Below are 16,140 nucleotides of genomic sequence, written 5' to 3' on the forward strand. Positions count from 1 at the left end.
GGCCCCCCCGCCGGCGGCGGGGGGGGGCGCGCCCCGCGGGGGCGGGGCGCGGCCCCCCCCCCCCGCGCGCCCCCCCCCCCCCCCGGCCGACAGGCGGTCAGCGGGTCAAGACCGAAGAGAAGGGCCATGCATGAGCACGCTTGTTTTCGTCGAATCCTCTTATACCGGGGCGGGCGCCGACTGTGCCCGGATCGCCGTGGACTCGGGCCACGAGGTGGTCCTGGTGTGCCGCGACGCGGTCCCGTACGCCTTCGCGGGGGAGTTGGGACTGCGGATCGTCACCTGCGACACGACTGATCCCGACGCCGTCACCGCCGTCATCGCGGACCTCCCCGATGTGCGGGCGGTCGGCACCACGGACGACTACTCGGGCGCCGTCGTCGCAGCGGTCGCCGAGCGGCTCGGCCTGCCGGGGCCGTCCCCGTCGGTTGCGGCGGCCTGCCGGGACAAGCACGCGCTGCGGCGCGCCCTCCCGGCGGAGCTGAGTCCCGGCTGGCGGTACGCCACCAGCCCGCAAGAGGCCGTGTCGGCCGCGCGCAAGGTGGGCTATCCCGTGGTGGCCAAGCCGACCAATCTCACCGGCAGTGCGCTCGTGGCGGTCCGCCGCAGCGACGAGGAGGTGCTGGCCCACGCGGAGGCGGCCTTCGCGGAGGAGGCCACCCGCGACACCCCCCGGGTGGCGGGGCTCCTCATCGAGGAGTTCGTGGACGGGCCCGAGTTCAGCGTCGAGTTCATGGACGGCGCCGTCATCGGCCTCACGGGCAAGCATCTCGTGCCGGGCCCCGGCTTCGTCGAGCTGGGCCACGACTTCCCCGCGCGGGTGGGCGACGACATCGCGGCCGTGGTCCTGGACGCCGCCGGACGAGCCACCGCGGAGCTCGGTCTGAACTGGGGGCCGGCCCACATGGAGATGCGGTACGGCCCCGACGGCCCGGTTGTCATCGAGGTCAACGCCCGCATCCCCGGCGACCGCATTCCCCGCCTCATCGAGCTGACCACGGGCTTCTCCTTCGCCGAGTCATACGTACGGCGACTGCTCGGCGAACCCCTCCCCGCGCGGCGCAGCCCGGTCGGCCGCGCCGCGTCGATCCGCATGTGGTGCCTGCCGGGGGAGGGAACTCTCCGGGAGATCCGCGGCGTCGCTGAAACGGCAGAGGTTCCCGGTGTTCAGGACCTGGAGTTCCGCGGGGTCGTCGGCCGCCACTACACGCCCAAGATCTCCAACCTGGACCGGATCGGCCATGTGATCACCTGCGCGGACACGGGGGAGGAGGCGGTGGCTGCGGCGGAGACCGCGCTCGCCACCGTGCGGACCACCTGGGGCGAGTGAGAAGGGCTTGGGCTCCGGGGACCACGACCTGCGGACCACGACCTGCGGACCACCGGAACCGGGCCGATATGCGGATGCACCGTGCCGCGCCCGGGTGCGACGATGGCACTCATGCTGCGTACCTCTTCGAACGCCCGCACCACCGTGCGAAGTCCCGCCCCTGCCCGTACCTGGCTGGTGGTATTCGCCGCGTGCGCCGGGCAGTTCCTCGTGGTTCTCGATGTCTCCGTCGTCAATGTCGCCCTGCCCTCGATGCGCACCAGCCTGGGCCTCAGCGCCACCGGACTGCAGTGGGTGGTGAACGCGTACGCCATCGCCTTCGCCGGATTCATGCTGCTGGGCGGCCGGGCCGGGGATCTCTTCGGCCGTAAGCGGATGTTCCTCGTCGGGCTCGGGCTCTTCACGCTCGCCTCGCTCGCCGGGGGACTCGCCCAGGAGGGCTGGCAACTCCTCCTGGCGCGCGCCGTGCAGGGTCTTGGCGCCGCCGTGCTGGCCCCTTCTACGCTCACCATCCTCACCTCGGCCGTCCCGGACGGCGCCGCCCGCGCGCGGGCCATCGCCACCTGGACGGCGGTCGGCGCGGGCGGCGGCGCCGCGGGCGGTCTGGTCGGCGGGGCGCTGACCGACGCGCTCTCCTGGCGCTGGGTGCTGCTGATCAATGTGCCCGTCGGCGCGCTCGTCCTGGCGGGCGCGGCACGCTGGATCTCCGAGAGCCGGTCCACCGGTGCGCGCCGGCTCGACCTGCCCGGCGCGGTCCTGGTCACCGCCGGGACGGCCACCCTCGCGTACGGCATCGTGCAGACCGAGGCCGAGGGGTGGACGGCGGCGGCGACCCTGGTACCGCTGCTCGCCGGGCTCGCTCTGCTCGGCCTGTTCCTGGCCGTCGAGGCGCGCACCCCGCTGCCCCTGATGCCGCTGAAGCTGTTCCGGGTGCGCTCGGTGGCCGCCGCCAACGCCGCGATGTTCGTCTGCGGGGCGGGCAGCTTCGGTATGTGGTTCTTCATGACGCTGTACGCGCAGAACGTGCTGGGTTATACCCCCTTCGGCGCCGGACTCGCCCTCATACCCAGCTCGTTGAGTGTGGTCGCCGGGTCCAAGTCGGCGCCGCGGCTGATGCGGCGCTTCGGCGCCAAGAACGTGGCGGTCGTCGGCATCCTGATCACCGTGGCCGGATTCGGCTGGCAGTCGACGATGACCGCGCACGGCGGGTACCTCACCTCGATCATGCTGCCCGGCATGCTGATGATGGCCGGTGCGGGACTCGCCATGACCCCGCTCGCCTCGCTCGCCACATCGGGCGCCGCACCGGGCGACGCCGGTCTGGTCTCCGGCCTCGTCAACACCTCCCGGACACTGGGCGGTTCGCTGGGCCTCGCGGTCCTCTCCACCGTCGCCGCCGCCCGCACCGGGGGCGGCACCGGAGCGGAGGCGCTGACCGCGGGATACGCGCTGGCGTTCCGGTGCGGCGGGTTCATCCTGCTCGCCGGTGCGCTGCTGATGCTGGTGTGGATGCCCGGGGACCGTCGACCGGTCATCGGCCGGCCACTCTCCTCGTACCCGCCGTCCGGCGACTGACCGCGCCCCCGCTCCCGGCCGGGCAGCGCGAACCGGCCGCTACAGCCACCCCTGCTGCCGGGCCGACCGGACGGCCTCCATCCGGTTGCGGGTGCCGGTCTTGCCGATCGCCGACGAGAGGTAGTTGCGGACCGTCGACTCCGAGAGGTGCAGCTTCCCGGCGATGTCCGAGACGGTCGCCCCGTCCACCGACGCGTTCAGCACATCGCACTCGCGTGCCGTGAGCGGGCTGGGCCCCGCGCTCAGCGCGGCGGCGGCCAGGGCGGGGTCGATGACCGTCTCCCCGGCCAGCACCCGGCGGATCGCCGCCGCCAGATCCTCCACCGGACCGTCCTTGACCAGGAAACCCGCGGCGCCCGCCTCCATCGCGCGGCGCAGATAGCCGGGCCTGCCGAAGGTGGTGAGGATCAGCACCCGGCACTCCGGCGCCCGCGAGCGCAGCTCGGCGGCGGCGTCGAGCCCGCTGCGGCCCGGGAGTTCGATGTCGAGCAGCGCCACATCGGGCCCCGCATCCAGGACCGCCGCGACGATCGCGTCGCCGGTGGCCACCTGGGCGACCACCTCGATGTCCTCCTCAAGGCCGAGGAGCAGAGCGAGCGCTCCCCGCATCATGCCCTGGTCTTCGGCGAGGAGGACTCGGATCATGCGCTGCTCTCCCGATCTGCTGGTCTCTGTGTGGTGTGCGCGCCGGGCCCGGGGGCCGCGACGGCGGTGGTCTCCACCGGCAGTTCGGCCACCAGGCGGAAGCCGGACCGCTGGCCGCGGCCCGCGTCCAGCGAGCCGCCCGCCGCCGCCAGGCGTTCGGTCAGGCCCTTCAGCCCGCTGCCGGGTGGCGTCGAGCCTACGCCGCGCCCATTGTCGCTGATCACCAGCCGTACCCGTTCGGGCTTCTCGCCGTCCACGGTGATCTCGCACCGGGTGGCCCCGCTGTGCCGCACCACATTGGTGACGGCCTCCCGGACGACCCAGCCGAGCAGCGAAGCGCTCTGCGGTTCGAGAGGCGGCCCCGACTGCCGTACGACGGGCTCGACCCCGGCGGCGGTCAGCGCGGAGCGCGCACTGTCCAGTTCGCTGGCGAGGCTGGCGTCCCGGTACCCGGTGACCGCTTCGCGGATCTCGGTGAGCGCCTGCCGGCCGACCGTCTCGATGTCGGAGATCTGGGAGAGCGCCGCGTCGATGTCACGCGGGGCCAGCCTGCGGGCCGCCTCCGACTTCACCACGATCACCGAGAGGGTGTGGCCGAGCAGATCGTGCAGATCGCGCGAGAAACGCAGCCGCTCCTTCTCGACCGCCGAACGGGCCAGCTCCTGACGGGTGGCGCGCAGCTCCATGACGGTCTCGGAGAGGGTGAGGATCGCGGCGGTCACCGCACCCGAGATGAAGGTGCCGTACCCGAGCGTCCAGGGGTCCCACGGGCTGTGCCCCTCGGTGCCCGAGATGTACCCGGCGGAGCCGGAGAGCACCATCAGCGTGAAGCCGAGCCGCCGGTCGCGCAGGGTGGTGCCGACAGCCAGCGAGAGCAGCGGGAAGAACAGCAGCCAGCTGCCTCCGTAGCCGAGTGCCAGACCGTAGGTGATGGCCGCCAGCGTGCCGAGCAGCCAGAGCGTCGTACGGCTCTGCCGCTTCTCCTTGTCGAACGCCCGGAACGCGATGGAGATGTAGAGGGAGTTGAAGGCCAGCAGCCCGGCCCCGCCGATCCACGGGTTCGGGGCCTCGCCGCCGATCAGGTTGGAGAAGCTGCCCAGGCCGAGCAGCAGCCAGGGCAGCAGCGTGAAGGCGTTCGGCGGGCCCGCCCGCCGGTTCCTCACCCGTTCCCTGCGCCGCTCCGCGCAGCCGCCGAGCCGCTGCCTCAGCGGGGCCAGTCTCTCCTGCATGATCACTCCCGTCACACCGTCCTCGCCGACCGACGGTACGAGATGACCGCGTACGTGCCGAACACCAGCAGCCAGGCGGCGAGCACCGCCACCGTGCCCAGGGCGGGTGCGCTGCCCCGCGTGGTGGACCAGCCCAGCTCGGCGAACCGGTTGGCCGGGGTGAAGCGGGCCACGGACCGCAGCCAGCCGGGGAAGGCGTCGACCGGGAACCACAGTCCGCCCACGATGGCGAGCCCCATCAGAGAGGCCACGTTCACCACGCCCGTGGTCTGGGCGGTCAGCCGGTAGCCGTTGGCGATCCCGAGCAGGGTGAACGGCAGCGCGCCGATCCACAGCAACAGCGTCAGGACGGCCCACTGCCAGGCGCCGATCCGTACGCCGTTGACGAGCGCCCCGGCGAGCAGCACCGCCAGGATCCCCGGCAGCACGGTCACCGAACCGGAGACCGCCCGGCCCAGCACCACCTGCGTGGGCGGCAGCGGAGTGACCCGCAACTGGCGCAGCCAGCCGAGGGACTTGTCGGACGCGACCCCCGTACCGACACCCAGGGCCGCACCCAGCGCGCCGTACGCCGCCATGCCGACCATCGAGGTGACCCGCCAGGCCGCCGAGCCGGAGTCGCTCGGGCCGATGTTGGTGAAGAGCAGATACATCACCACCGGCATCCCGATGCCGAAGATCACGAACCCGGAGTCGCGCAGCGTCCGCCGCACTTCGAGCTTGACGTATTCCAGCATCAGACCGCGGCCTTCTCTTCGTGGTGCGGGGAGACCCCGGCGGATCCGGGGCCGCCAGGCGGCCCGTCGGGGGCTTCCCGCGAGGTGAGGGCCAGGAACGCGTCCTCCAGGGTGGCCGGGGCGACCGCGAGACCGCGGATCGCGCCGCGTTCCGCCAGGGCGACGACGGTGGCGTCCGAGTCGTCCGTACGCAGCGACGCCCGGTCCGCGCGGATCTCCACGGCGGTGACACCGGGCAGTGCCTGGAGCCCCTCGGTGGGGGCGCCCGCGAGGTCGAAGGAGACCAGGCTGCCGCCTGCCGCGCGCTTGAGCACATCGGAGCTGCCGTCGGCGACGATGCGGCCCTGGTGGATCACCACGATGCGGTCGGCGTTGCTGTCGGCCTCCTCCAGGTAGTGGGTGGAGAAGAGCACGGTGTTCCCGCGCCGCGCGTACGCCCGCATCGAGTCCCAGAAGGCGCGCCTGGCCTCCACGTCGAGCGCGGCGGTCGGCTCGTCGAGGACGATCAGCTCCGGATTCCCGGCGAGCGCCACAGCGAACCTGACCCGTTGCAGCTGGCCGCCCGAGAGCTTGTCGACCCGGCGCGCCCCGTACTCGCCGAGCCCGGCCATGTCCAGGGCCTCCGCGACCGGCAGCGGGCGCGGATACGTACTGGCCACGAAGGCCACCAGCTCCCGCACCGTCACCCGGGGGATCGGCTGCCCCGCCTGGAGCATCGCCCCCACCAGACCGGCCCCGACCGCCTCGGCGGGTGTCCTGCCGAAGAGCCGCACCCGCCCGCTGTCCGGCTGGTCGAGGCCGAGCAGCAGACTGATGGTGGTGGACTTCCCCGCGCCGTTGCGCCCGAGCAGGGCGACGGTCTCGCCCCGGTGAATCTCCAGGTCGGCGCCGTCCACGGCCCGCACCGCCCCGAACGTCTTGACCGCCCCCGTGAAGCGCACCGCGGGTCCGGTGTCTGCTGTCTGCGTCATGCCCCACACGCTACGAAGCCGGGCGGCCCGTGGACAGATGCGGTTGTACGCAGCCGCCCGGGACAAATGTCACGGCCGAGCCGTGAGGCCGTGAGCTGCGAGCCGTGAGCCGTGAGCCGCGAGCCGTGAGCCGTGAGTCGTGGCCGGATACAGCGGGCCGCGCGGACGGGCCTATCTGACGTACCGTCAGCAGTCTTCACAACTCACGAGGGGTGCGTTATACATGGGGCCATCGGCCTAGAACGCGTTCTACAAAGGGCGCCGGGGGCCGGTCCCGTACGACCTCGGTGCGCCTGACGGTGCGGACGGTCGCACCGAGGTCTTTCCACCGTCAAGGAGCGCTTGCCCCATGCCCATTGATGCCGCAGAGGCCGTCGCCGCCGAGCCGCGTTCCGGCGAGATCGCCTGGGACCACAAGGACATCCAGCTCTACCACCTGGGAATCGGTGCGGGCCGGCCCGCCCTCGCCGCCGACGAACTGCGCTACACCCTGGAGTCCAGGCTCCATGTCCTGCCCAGCTTCGCGACCGTCGCGGGCGCCCGGATGGCGCTGATGGGCGGGCTCGCGGCCCCCGGCATCGATGTGGATCTGGCAGCCGTCCTGCACGGCGGCCAGACCATCACCCTGCACCGGCCGATCCCCGTCGCGGCGACGGCGCGGTCCACCGCCCGGGTCCAGGCCGTGTACGACAAGGGGAAGGCGGCCGTCATCGTGCTGCGCTCCGAAGTCGCCGACGAACAGGGCCCGTTGTGGACCAGCGACTCACAGATCTTCGTACGCGGCGAGGGCGGCTTCGGCGGCGAACGCGGCCCCTCCGCCCGCCTCGACCTCCCCGACCGCGCCCCCGACCGCACCGAGGACCGCCCGATCCGGGAGGACCAGGCACTGCTCTACCGGCTCTCGGGCGACTGGAACCCGCTGCACGCCGACCCGGAGTTCGCCAAGCTCGCCGGGTTCGACCGGCCTATCCTGCACGGGCTCTGCTCGTACGGAATGACGCTCAAGGCCGTCGTCGACACGGCGCTCGGCGGCGATGTGGCCCGGGTCGGCTCGTACACCACCCGCTTCGCCGGGGTGGTCTTCCCCGGTGAGACGCTCCGGATCCGGATGTGGCATTCGCCGGGCCGGGTCCAGGTGGCCGTCTCGGCCGTCGAGCGGGACGAGGCGCCGGTCCTCGCCGACACGGTGGTCACCCACCACTGACCCCGCCCCCGCCGACCCCTCGTCCTCTCGCAGCCCACCCCCCGATCCACCAGCCCAGCCGTATGTGAGGAGCCGCACCATGCGCGCAGCCGTACTGCACGAGACCGGCCAGGACAAACTCGAAGTCCTCGACGACATCGAGGCGGTGGGCTTCGGCCCCGGCAAGGTCCGGATCAGGGTCCGGGCCACGGGCCTCTGCCACTCGGACGTCTCGGCGATGAACGGGGTGCTGCCGCAGCCCGCGCCGTTCGTGCCCGGCCACGAGGGCGCGGGCGAGATCCTCGACGTCGGCGACGGTGTGACCGGTGTCGAGCAGGGCGACCGGGTGGTGCTCTGCTGGCTGCCCGCCTGCGGTACCTGCCCGGCCTGCAAACGCGGCCAGACCGAGCTGTGTCTCGCCGGGTTCATGAACGCGGGCACCCCCAACTTCAAGCGCCCCGGCGGCGATGTCTTCGGCTTCGCCGGGACCGGCACCTTCACCGAGGAGGTCGTCGTGGACGCCGGGTGCGCGGTGCCGATCCCCGACGATGTGCCGTTCGAGATCGCGGCGCTCATCGGCTGCGGGGTGACCACCGGCCTCGGCGCCGCCGTCAATACCGCCGATGTGGAGGCCGGTTCGTCGGTCGCCGTGATCGGCTGCGGCGGAGTCGGCATCTCCGCCATCCAGGGCGCACGGCTCAGGGGTGCCTCCCAGATCGTCGCCGTCGACCCGGTGGCCTCCCGCCGGGAGGCCGCACTCAACTTCGGCGCGACGGAGGCCGTGGCGCCGGACGCGCTGGACGACGCCAAGCAGCGCATCACGGCCGGGGAGGGCTTCGACTACGTCTTCGAGGTCGTCGGCAAATCGGCCACCGCCCGCAAGGCGTACGAGACCACCCGGCGCGGTGGCACCCTCTGCATCGTGGGCGCGGGCGCCATGGACGACTTCCTCCAGCTCAACATGTTCGAGCTGTTCTTCGACGAGAAGCGGATCCTGCCCTCCATGTACGGGGGAGGGGACGTGGTCCGTTCGTACGAGCGGGCCATCTCGCTCTGGCGGGCGGGCCGTATCGACCTCGAAGGGCTGATCACCCACCGGGTGAACCTCGCCGGGATCAACGACGCCCTGGACCAGATGCGCTCAGGCGAGGCGCTGCGCACCTGCATCGAGATCTGACACCCGGACCACCGGGGCCGGAGCCGCAGCACTCGAAGCCCCGGTACCCGCCGTGCCGGTACCCGCAGACCGGTACCCGCAGACCGGTACCCGCATCTCCGGTACCCGCATCTCCGGTACCCCGCAGACCGTAAGGAGAGCTCGTCCATGTCCTTGCCACTTGATGGCCTGTCCGCGATCGTCACCGGGGCCGGCCGCGGCCTCGGCCGTGCCGAGGCGCTCGAACTCGCCAGGCTCGGCGCGAGCGTCGTCGTCAACGACTTCGGCCGGCCGGGGCGCGACGGCTCCGGTGAGTCGTCCGCCGCCCCCGCCGACGACGTCGTCGCCGAGATCCGCGCGGCCGGCGGACCGGCCCGCCGCCCACCTCGGCGACGTCGCCCACCACGCAGAGGCCCGCGCTCTCGTGCAACTGGCCGTCGACACCTACGGAAAGCTCGACATCCTGGTCAACAACGCGGGCATCCTGCGCGACCGGATGGTCTTCTCGATGAGCGAGAACGAGTGGGACTCGGTGATCCGGGTCCACCTCAAGGGGCATTTCAACACGACCCACTTCGCCTCCGTGCACTGGCGCGAACGGTCGAAGGCGGCGGGCGGCCCGGTCTACGGCCGGATCGTCAACACCTCGTCTGAGGCGTTCCTCGCGGGCTCGGCCGGCCAGCCGAACTACGCGGCGGCCAAGGGCGGCATCGTGGGGCTCACCACGTCGACCGCGCTGGCGCTCGCCAAGTACGGCGTCACCGCCAACGTGATCTGTCCGCGCGCCAGGACCCGGATGACCGAGGACGTGTTCGCCGGCTTCGGGGAGCCCGAGGCGGGCGAACTGGACCCGCTGGCACCCGAACACGTCTCACCGCTCGTCGGCTATCTCGCCTCTCCGGCGGCGGCGAAGGTCAACGGCCAGCTGCTCGTGGTGCACGGCGGCATGGTCGCCGTGGTGGAACGCCCCAAGGTGGCGGCGAAGTTCGACACCGCGAAGACGGCGTTCTCGTACGAAGAACTGGACGAGGTGATCTCGCCGTACTACGCGGACCGGCCGCCGAACGAGACCTTCGCCGCAGCCGAGATCCTGGGCCTCAAACACGGCTGACCCTCGTACGGCCGTATCGCCGTATCGCCGTATCGCCGTATCGCCGTACCGCCGTATCCCCGTACCGCCGTATCCCCGTACTTCCGTATCCCCTGACCGCAGTTCCGCCGGGTGCCCGGCCGGTTCCCGGTACGGCGGAAGGGCCGGTCCCCGCCTGAACGGGAACCGGCCCTTCGGTTGTGCTTGAGCGGTGGTACGTGAACGGTGTCGCGTGTGCGGCCCGTCAGGCCGCGTTCGAGTGCTGCTCCCCCGAGCGGCGATGGCGGCCGTTGGTCTCCGCCTCGGACGCCTCGACGGGCGCCGCACCCCCCCGGTGCTTTCCGGAGCCTCCGGCTTCGCCCCGGTCGGCGGCCGCAGGCTGCGGGCGCGACTGGGCGGTGTCGGTCCTGGCTTCAGACATGATGGGAAATCTCCCCCGTCAAATCGCTGTGATCGCTACATTTTTCGTGCTGTGCCGTGCCTGTTCCCGTGCCCGCCGTGATCATGCGTAATCGATCACCGCAAGCGTGTGCAGGCCCGCGATTCTAACCAGGCTGCGAGCGGCTCGGCAGAGGCGCCTGCTGCAACGGTACGGGCTTGTACAGAACAGGAGTCACCAGGGGCCCGTCCGGTTCCTGACCAGCGACTTCCGTTTGTGCCGGTTCTGTGGTCACGTCACCGGCCGACTCCATACGGGGATCGGCGGGCAGTCCGTCGAGCGGCGCCATGTCCACCACGCCGACCGGCATGGCCCGGGTGGTGCAGGGCAGTCGGAGCACCCCCTCCGTGCTCCACAGCCCCGCGCCCGTCAACCACCCCTCGGGGGCGGCGAGTTGCAGCAGCCGGCGCCCCGCAGGGCGCCACACCCCCAGCCAGCTGCCCGCCGCGCTCGCGATCCGCAGGGCGACCCCGCAGCTCTCCGGCATCAGCACCTGTCCCGGCTGCACCGCGAACGGCGTCAGCACCGCGTCGTCGAGCCGCAGCGAATCCGGGAACCTGATGGGCCGACGGCTCCCCAGCACCCCCCAGCCCAGCCGCTCGTCGCCGGGCGCGTCCGACCGTACGAGCAGCAGACCGCTGTCCGGGTCCGCGAGCAGCAGCCGGTCGTCGCTGCCCTCCGCGATCTGGAGCAGCGGGGTGACCTCGCCGCCCCGTTCCAGATCGACCGCGACCGTCTTGGTGACCCCGTCCGCCTCCCGGTCCAGCGCCAGCATCCGGCCCGTACGGTCCAGCCATACCCCGCCGGTGCACCGGCCCGGCACATCGGCGACATGCTCGGGCCCGAAGGCGCCGCCCGCCACCAGCCAGACGGCGGTGGTGTGCGTACCGGGAGCCAGCGCGTACGCACGGGAGCCGCCCGGCACCGGCGGCAGCAGCGTCAGCCGCTCGCACGCGACGGAGCCCAGCGGCAGCTCGCCGGTCCCGGGGCCGGTCGGGTACAGCAGCGAGAAGGTGTGCCGTGCCTCGACGGACCGGCGGATCAGCACCCGCCCGTCGGCCATCGGCAGCACATCGGATCCGGGCTCCTCGGGCTGATGACCGGGCAGCTCCACCGCGTACGGCTCGGGCCCGTCCAGCGTCCATCGCTCGGGGAACCAGGCGTCCCCGGTGCGGCGCGCCAGCCGGGCCGCGTAGGACCCGTCGTTGGCGATGGTGAAGTCCGGCCGCGGTACCGAGCCGCCCCGCGCACACTCCTCGGCGCCGCCCCGCGCACAGTCCCCGGCGCCGCCTTCGGCGCCGTCGCCCGCGTTGCCCTCATCGCCGCCCTCCGGTGCCGTCCGTACGGCGCTCCCGGTCGCGGTCTTCGTGGCCGTGGCCATCATATTTCGGTCACCTCCGGACACCGAAGCTAGTTTTCGTACGTCCTGCCGAACCGGCCCGTACCTGGCACTTCACACATACGGGTGGCTGTCCTGGTATTCGCCTGAGGGGGAGGGGGCGAGTGTGCTCATGTCTGCACCGCCGCTTAAGGTAAGGCACACCTAAGTGGTTTCTGTCAGGAGCTTCACCATGTCTCTACGCCGTCGCAGCACCGCTGCCGCCGCCCTCGCGCTCACCGGCGCCCTCGCCCTCACCGCCTGCGGAAGCAGCGACAGCGGCGACGGGGGGTCGACATCGGGCAAGGCCGACGCGGCGGCCAAGAAGGACGTGGCCACCGGGGGCAAGCACTTCGGCGACGCCGCGACGAAGACCGCCGCACTCGGCACCGACGCCAAGCCGGGCCAGTTCCCGCGCACCGTCACCCAGGCCATGGGCAAGACCGTGATCAAGGTGAAGCCCCAGCGGGTCGTGGTGCTCGACGTCGGTGAGCTGGACAACGTCGTCTCGCTCGGCATCAAGCCGGTCGGCTACGCGCCCACGGAGGGCAGCGACGGCATCCCCGGCTATCTGAAGAAGAACGCGGGCCACCCGAAGAACGTCGGCACGATCAACAACCTCAACCTGGAGGCCATCGCCAACCTCCACCCGGATCTGATCCTCGGCAGCCAGCTGCGCGCCGCCGACAAGTACGACCAGCTCAAGAAGATCGCGCCGACCGTCTTCTCGATCCGCCCCGGCTTCACCTGGAAGCAGAACTACCTGCTGAACGCCGCGGCCCTGGACCGCACCGACCGGGCCGAGGCCGAGCTCGGCGCGTACGAGAAGCGGGCGAAGAAGCTGGGCACGGAGGTCGGCCCGCACAAGCCCACCGTATCGATGGTCCGCTACATGCCCGACCGGATCCGCCTCTACGCCGAGGACTCCTTCATCGGCACGATCCTCAAGGACGCCGGGCTGCCGCGGCCCAAGAGCCAGCAGGTGAAGGACCTCGCGGTGGAGATCAGCCCCGAGAAGATCGACTCCGCCGACGCCGACTGGATCTTCACCGGGGTGTACGGCGACCCCAAGGCCACCAAGCGGGACACCGTCCAGGCCAACCCGCTCTGGAAGAACCTCAAGGCGGTCAAGGACGGCCGGGCGAAGAACGTCCCGGACGAGACCTGGTACCTCGGCCTCGGAGTGACCGCGGCCAACAAGGTCCTCGACGACCTGCAGAGCTATCTCGTCAAGTAGGACGGCCACCCAGGTGGGCAGCCACCCGGCGGGGCAGTCACCGGGCGGGGCAGTCACCCGGCGGGGCAGTCACCGGGCGGGGCAGTCACCCAGGTGGGCAGCCACCGGGCGGGGGCGGCTGGAAAGCAGGCCGTCGGGACCGGCCGGCGGCTCCGTCGGGACCGGCCGGCGGCTTCGGAAGGACCGACAGGCAGGTCCGGCGGGAACGGACCGCCGGGTCCGGCGGGACCGACCGGAGGCCGGGGCACGGAGCGCGGGTAACCTGTAGCCGTGCCCCGCCTGTCTGAAGTCCTCTCCGCACTCGACGCCCTGTGGCCGCCCGAGCGGGCCGAGTCCTGGGACGCCGTCGGCACGGTCTGCGGCGACCCCGACGACGAGGTCGACCGTGTCCTCTTCGCCGTCGACCCCGTCCAGGAGATCGCCGACGAGGCCGTACGTCTCGGCGCCCAGCTGGTCGTCACGCACCACCCGCTCTATCTGCGCGGTACGACGACGGTCGCGGCCGGCACCTTCAAGGGCCGGGTCGTCCACACCCTGATCAGACACGGCGTGGCCCTGCATGTCGCGCACACCAACGCCGACACCGCCGACCCCGGGGTCTCCGACGCCCTCGCGGGCGCGCTGGACCTCCGGGTGGTCGGGCCGCTCGTACCGGACCCCACCGATCCGCTCGGCCGCCGCGGTCTCGGCCGTGTCTGCGAGCTGGACCACCCGCTGCCGCTGCGGGAGTTCGCCGCCCTGGCCGCCGCCCGGCTGCCCGCCACCGCGCAAGGAGTACGCGCCGCGGGCGACCCCGACGCGCTCGTCCGCACCGTCGCGGTCAGCGGCGGTTCCGGGGACAGCCTCTTCGGCCGGGCACGCGCCGCCGGAGTCGACGCCCTCCTCACCGCGGACCTGCGCCACCACCCGGTGTCCGAGGCCGTGCAGCAGTCGCCGCTCGGCCTGCTCGACGCGGCGCACTGGGCCACCGAGTGGCCCTGGTGCACCCAGGCCGCCGCCCAGCTCGACGAGATTTCCGACCGCAACGGATGGGGTCTGCGCACCCACGTGTCCCGTACGGTCACAGACCCCTGGACCGCCCACGCGGCGTCCACCGCAACCGATCATTCTGGAGCCCCCAACTGAACGCCGCGCACGCCGACCAGATCCGACTCCTCGACGTCCAGGCCCTCGACGTACGCCTGTCGCAGCTCGCGCACCGGCGCAAGTCGCTGCCGGAGCACGCCGAGATCGACTCCCTGACCAAGGACCTCACCCAGCTCCGTGATCTGCGCGTCGCCGTGCAGACGGAGGAGAGCGACACCGCCCGCGAGCAGACCAAGGCCGAGCAGGACGTCGACCAGGTCCGCCAGCGCTCGCTCCGCGACCAGCAGCGCCTCGACTCCGGCGCGGTCAGCTCGCCCAAGGACCTGGAGAACCTCCAGCGCGAGATCGCCTCGCTGGCCAAGCGCCAGGGCGACCTGGAGGACGTGGTCCTGGAGGTCATGGAGCGCCGCGAGTCCGCGCAGGAGCGGGCCGCCGAGCTCACCGAGCGCGTCTCGGCCGTCGAGGGCAAGGTGGCCGACGCCACCGAGCGCCGGGACGTGGCCGCCGCGGAGATCGACCGCGAGACCGCCACGCTCACCAAGGAGCGCGAGATCGTGGCTGGTTCGGTCCCCGCCGACCTGATGAAGCTCTACGAGAAGCTCCGGGAGCAGCAGGGCGGCGTGGGTGCGGCCCGGCTCTACCAGCGGCGCTGCGAGGGCTGCCGCCTGGAGCTCAACATCACCGAGGTCAACGAGGTCAAGGCGGCCTCCCCGGACACGGTGCTGCGGTGCGAGAACTGCCGCCGCATCCTGGTGCGTACGGCCGACTCGGGCATCTGATGCGGGAGTTCGTCGTGGAGGCGGACGGCGGCTCCCGGGGCAACCCGGGGCCGGCCGGCTACGGCGCCGTCGTGCTCGACCCGGCCAGCGGGGAGACGCTCGCCGAGGCCGCGGAGTACCTCGGCATCGCGACGAACAACGTGGCCGAGTACCGGGGGCTGATCGCCGGACTGCGTGCGGCTGCGGCGCTGGACCCGTCGGCCCGGGTCCGGGTCCGGATGGACTCCAAGCTCGTCGTCGAGCAGATGTCGGGGCGCTGGCAGATCAGGCACCCCGACATGAAGCCGCTGGCCGCCGAGGCGGCAGCGGTGCTGCCTGGCCCGCAAGTGACGTACGAGTGGATCCCGCGCGCGCAGAACAAACACGCGGACCGGCTCGCCAACGAGGCGATGGACGCGGGCCGCGACGGCCGGCCGTGGGAGCCGTCCGACTCGACGGCGGAACTCACGGCCCGGGGCGGGGGCGGGGGCGTTCGCGGCGCGGCGGACGGAGACGCGGGCGTAGACGTAGGTGCGAGCGGTACCGCGGCTGCTGCCGGTACCGCGGTTGCGAGCGGTACGACGGTGGACGAGCCCAGAGCCGCTACGGCGCCGTCCGTCGGCTGGGCGGCCCCGGCCGATCTGGGCGCCCCGGCGACCTTTGTGCTGCTGCGCCACGGCGAGACGGCGCTCACCCCGCAGAAGCGGTTCTCCGGCAGCGGTGGCACGGACCCCGAGCTGTCCGCCGTCGGGCGGGCCCAGGCGGCCGACGCCGCCGCCGCCTTCGCGGCCCGCGCCACGGTCGATGCGGTGGTCTCCTCCCCGCTGCGCCGCTGCCGGGAGACGGCCCGGGCGGTCGCCGACCGGCTGGGCCTTGAGGTACGGATCGAAGAGGGCCTGCGCGAGACGGACTTCGGCGCCTGGGAGGGTCTGACCTTCGGCGAGGTACGCGAACGGTACCCGGCCGACCTGGACGCCTGGCTCGCCGGACCGGACGCGGCCCCGACCGGCGGCGGCGAGAGCTTCGCGACGGTGGCCCGCAGGGTCGCGGCGGCCCGCGACCGCCTGATCGCACACCACCGGGGCACGACAACGCTGCTGGTCACGCATGTCACGCCGATCAAGACCCTGGTACGCCTCGCCCTTGGCGCACCGCAGGAGTCGCTGTTCCGGATGGAACTGTCGGCGGCATCGGTGTCGACGGTGGCCTACTACGCCGACGGCAACGCGTCCGTACGCCTCTTCAACGACACGTCCCATCTGCGCTGAGCCACGAGCTCTGCCCCGGCCGGGCACAAGGCGCAGCCGGGGCGGATGCCCGGGTTGG

General features: G+C 72.4%; 14 protein-coding genes and 1 pseudogene. 9 read left to right on the forward strand and 6 right to left on the reverse strand.

The genetic code is table 11. From position 1 onward, the window contains the following. Positions 1–130 precede the first annotated feature (130 nt). Entirely contained in the window at positions 131–1,330 is a 1,200-nt protein-coding gene (locus ACFXBC_RS14935) for an ATP-grasp domain-containing protein (RefSeq protein WP_385023520.1), read from the forward strand. Between the two features lie 111 nt (positions 1,331–1,441). Further along, positions 1,442–2,905, forward strand: a complete 1,464-nt coding sequence (locus tag ACFXBC_RS14940; protein WP_385023522.1) for an MFS transporter — start codon at positions 1,442–1,444, stop codon at positions 2,903–2,905. A 39-nt stretch (positions 2,906–2,944) separates the two neighbouring features. On the opposite strand, the gene ACFXBC_RS14945 is transcribed toward ACFXBC_RS14940, so the two are convergent. The 4 genes from ACFXBC_RS14945 to ACFXBC_RS14960 are packed head-to-tail and all read right to left on the reverse strand — an operon-like array spanning position 2,945 to position 6,457. Beyond that, positions 2,945–3,550, reverse strand: coding sequence for a response regulator (locus tag ACFXBC_RS14945; protein WP_385023524.1), 606 nt, complete (start codon positions 3,548–3,550; stop codon positions 2,945–2,947). Further along, complete coding sequence (locus tag ACFXBC_RS14950; protein ID WP_385023526.1) at positions 3,547–4,779, reverse strand: sensor histidine kinase; 1,233 nt, start codon at positions 4,777–4,779, stop codon at positions 3,547–3,549. The genes ACFXBC_RS14945 and ACFXBC_RS14950 overlap by 4 nt, the downstream gene beginning before the upstream one ends. 11 nt (positions 4,780–4,790) lie before the next feature. Further along, positions 4,791–5,516, reverse strand: a complete 726-nt coding sequence (locus tag ACFXBC_RS14955) for an ABC transporter permease (protein ID WP_385023528.1) — start codon at positions 5,514–5,516, stop codon at positions 4,791–4,793. Further along, positions 5,516–6,457 carry an ABC transporter ATP-binding protein gene (locus ACFXBC_RS14960; RefSeq protein WP_385023610.1) on the reverse strand — a complete coding sequence of 314 codons (942 nt, stop codon included), beginning with the start codon at positions 6,455–6,457 and terminating at the stop codon, positions 5,516–5,518. Before ACFXBC_RS14960 ends, ACFXBC_RS14955 begins: the two co-directional genes overlap by 1 nt. 379 nt (positions 6,458–6,836) lie before the next feature. On the opposite strand from ACFXBC_RS14960, the gene ACFXBC_RS14965 reads away from it, so the two are divergent. The 3 genes and pseudogenes from ACFXBC_RS14965 to ACFXBC_RS14975 all read left to right on the forward strand — a co-directional run bounded on the left by ACFXBC_RS14965 (position 6,837) and on the right by ACFXBC_RS14975 (position 9,937). Next, entirely contained in the window at positions 6,837–7,691 is an 855-nt protein-coding gene (locus tag ACFXBC_RS14965; RefSeq protein WP_385023530.1) for a MaoC/PaaZ C-terminal domain-containing protein, read from the forward strand. A 79-nt stretch (positions 7,692–7,770) separates the two neighbouring features. Continuing rightward, a complete protein-coding gene (locus ACFXBC_RS14970; RefSeq protein WP_385023532.1) occupies positions 7,771–8,847 on the forward strand; it encodes a Zn-dependent alcohol dehydrogenase in 1,077 nt (358 codons plus the stop codon). Between the two features lie 147 nt (positions 8,848–8,994). Beyond that, a pseudogene (locus ACFXBC_RS14975) lies at positions 8,995–9,937 on the forward strand (3-oxoacyl-ACP reductase). A gap of 223 nt (positions 9,938–10,160) precedes the next feature. Here the strand turns inward: ACFXBC_RS14975 and ACFXBC_RS14980 are convergent. Both ACFXBC_RS14980 and ACFXBC_RS14985 read right to left on the reverse strand, forming a co-directional pair. Continuing rightward, a complete protein-coding gene (locus ACFXBC_RS14980) occupies positions 10,161–10,337 on the reverse strand; it encodes a hypothetical protein (RefSeq protein ID WP_385023534.1) in 177 nt (58 codons plus the stop codon). A gap of 124 nt (positions 10,338–10,461) precedes the next feature. Next, positions 10,462–11,739: a hypothetical protein gene (locus ACFXBC_RS14985; protein WP_385023536.1), complete on the reverse strand. Its 1,278-nt coding sequence runs from the start codon at positions 11,737–11,739 to the stop codon at positions 10,462–10,464. A gap of 187 nt (positions 11,740–11,926) precedes the next feature. On the opposite strand from ACFXBC_RS14985, the gene ACFXBC_RS14990 reads away from it, so the two are divergent. The 4 genes from ACFXBC_RS14990 (at position 11,927) to ACFXBC_RS15005 (ending at position 16,082) form a co-directional block, all read left to right on the forward strand. Then, complete coding sequence (locus ACFXBC_RS14990; protein WP_385023538.1) at positions 11,927–12,970, forward strand: ABC transporter substrate-binding protein; 1,044 nt, start codon at positions 11,927–11,929, stop codon at positions 12,968–12,970. A 270-nt stretch (positions 12,971–13,240) separates the two neighbouring features. Then, on the forward strand, positions 13,241–14,095 hold the full coding sequence (locus ACFXBC_RS14995) for a Nif3-like dinuclear metal center hexameric protein (protein WP_385023540.1): 855 nt from the start codon (positions 13,241–13,243) through the stop codon (positions 14,093–14,095). Beyond that, complete coding sequence (locus tag ACFXBC_RS15000) at positions 14,092–14,835, forward strand: zinc ribbon domain-containing protein (protein ID WP_385023612.1); 744 nt, start codon at positions 14,092–14,094, stop codon at positions 14,833–14,835. Before ACFXBC_RS14995 ends, ACFXBC_RS15000 begins: the two co-directional genes overlap by 4 nt. Continuing rightward, positions 14,835–16,082 (forward strand): bifunctional RNase H/acid phosphatase, encoded by a 1,248-nt coding sequence (locus ACFXBC_RS15005; RefSeq protein WP_385023614.1) that lies wholly within the window; start codon positions 14,835–14,837, stop codon positions 16,080–16,082. Before ACFXBC_RS15000 ends, ACFXBC_RS15005 begins: the two co-directional genes overlap by 1 nt. Positions 16,083–16,140 lie beyond the last annotated feature (58 nt).

Origin of the sequence: Streptomyces sp. NPDC059398, assembly GCF_042751845.1 — a bacterium.
In the GTDB taxonomy this organism is placed as follows: Bacteria; Actinomycetota; Actinomycetes; order Streptomycetales; family Streptomycetaceae; genus Streptomyces.

What these genes read in the sequence shown, in the direction of transcription:
- ACFXBC_RS14935 (WP_385023520.1), top strand. Translation starts at nt 131, where the DNA reads ATGAGCACGCTTGTTTTCGTCGAATCCTCTTATACCGGGGCGGGCGCC.
- ACFXBC_RS14940 (WP_385023522.1), top strand. Translation starts at nt 1,442, where the DNA reads ATGCTGCGTACCTCTTCGAACGCCCGCACCACCGTGCGAAGTCCCGCC.
- ACFXBC_RS14945 (WP_385023524.1), bottom strand. Translation starts at nt 3,550, where the DNA reads ATGATCCGAGTCCTCCTCGCCGAAGACCAGGGCATGATGCGGGGAGCG.
- ACFXBC_RS14950 (WP_385023526.1), bottom strand. Translation starts at nt 4,779, where the DNA reads ATGCAGGAGAGACTGGCCCCGCTGAGGCAGCGGCTCGGCGGCTGCGCG.
- ACFXBC_RS14955 (WP_385023528.1), bottom strand. Translation starts at nt 5,516, where the DNA reads ATGCTGGAATACGTCAAGCTCGAAGTGCGGCGGACGCTGCGCGACTCC.
- ACFXBC_RS14965 (WP_385023530.1), top strand. Translation starts at nt 6,837, where the DNA reads ATGCCCATTGATGCCGCAGAGGCCGTCGCCGCCGAGCCGCGTTCCGGC.
- ACFXBC_RS14970 (WP_385023532.1), top strand. Translation starts at nt 7,771, where the DNA reads ATGCGCGCAGCCGTACTGCACGAGACCGGCCAGGACAAACTCGAAGTC.
- ACFXBC_RS14980 (WP_385023534.1), bottom strand. Translation starts at nt 10,337, where the DNA reads ATGTCTGAAGCCAGGACCGACACCGCCCAGTCGCGCCCGCAGCCTGCG.
- ACFXBC_RS14985 (WP_385023536.1), bottom strand. Translation starts at nt 11,739, where the DNA reads ATGATGGCCACGGCCACGAAGACCGCGACCGGGAGCGCCGTACGGACG.
- ACFXBC_RS14990 (WP_385023538.1), top strand. Translation starts at nt 11,927, where the DNA reads ATGTCTCTACGCCGTCGCAGCACCGCTGCCGCCGCCCTCGCGCTCACC.
- ACFXBC_RS15005 (WP_385023614.1), top strand. Translation starts at nt 14,835, where the DNA reads ATGCGGGAGTTCGTCGTGGAGGCGGACGGCGGCTCCCGGGGCAACCCG.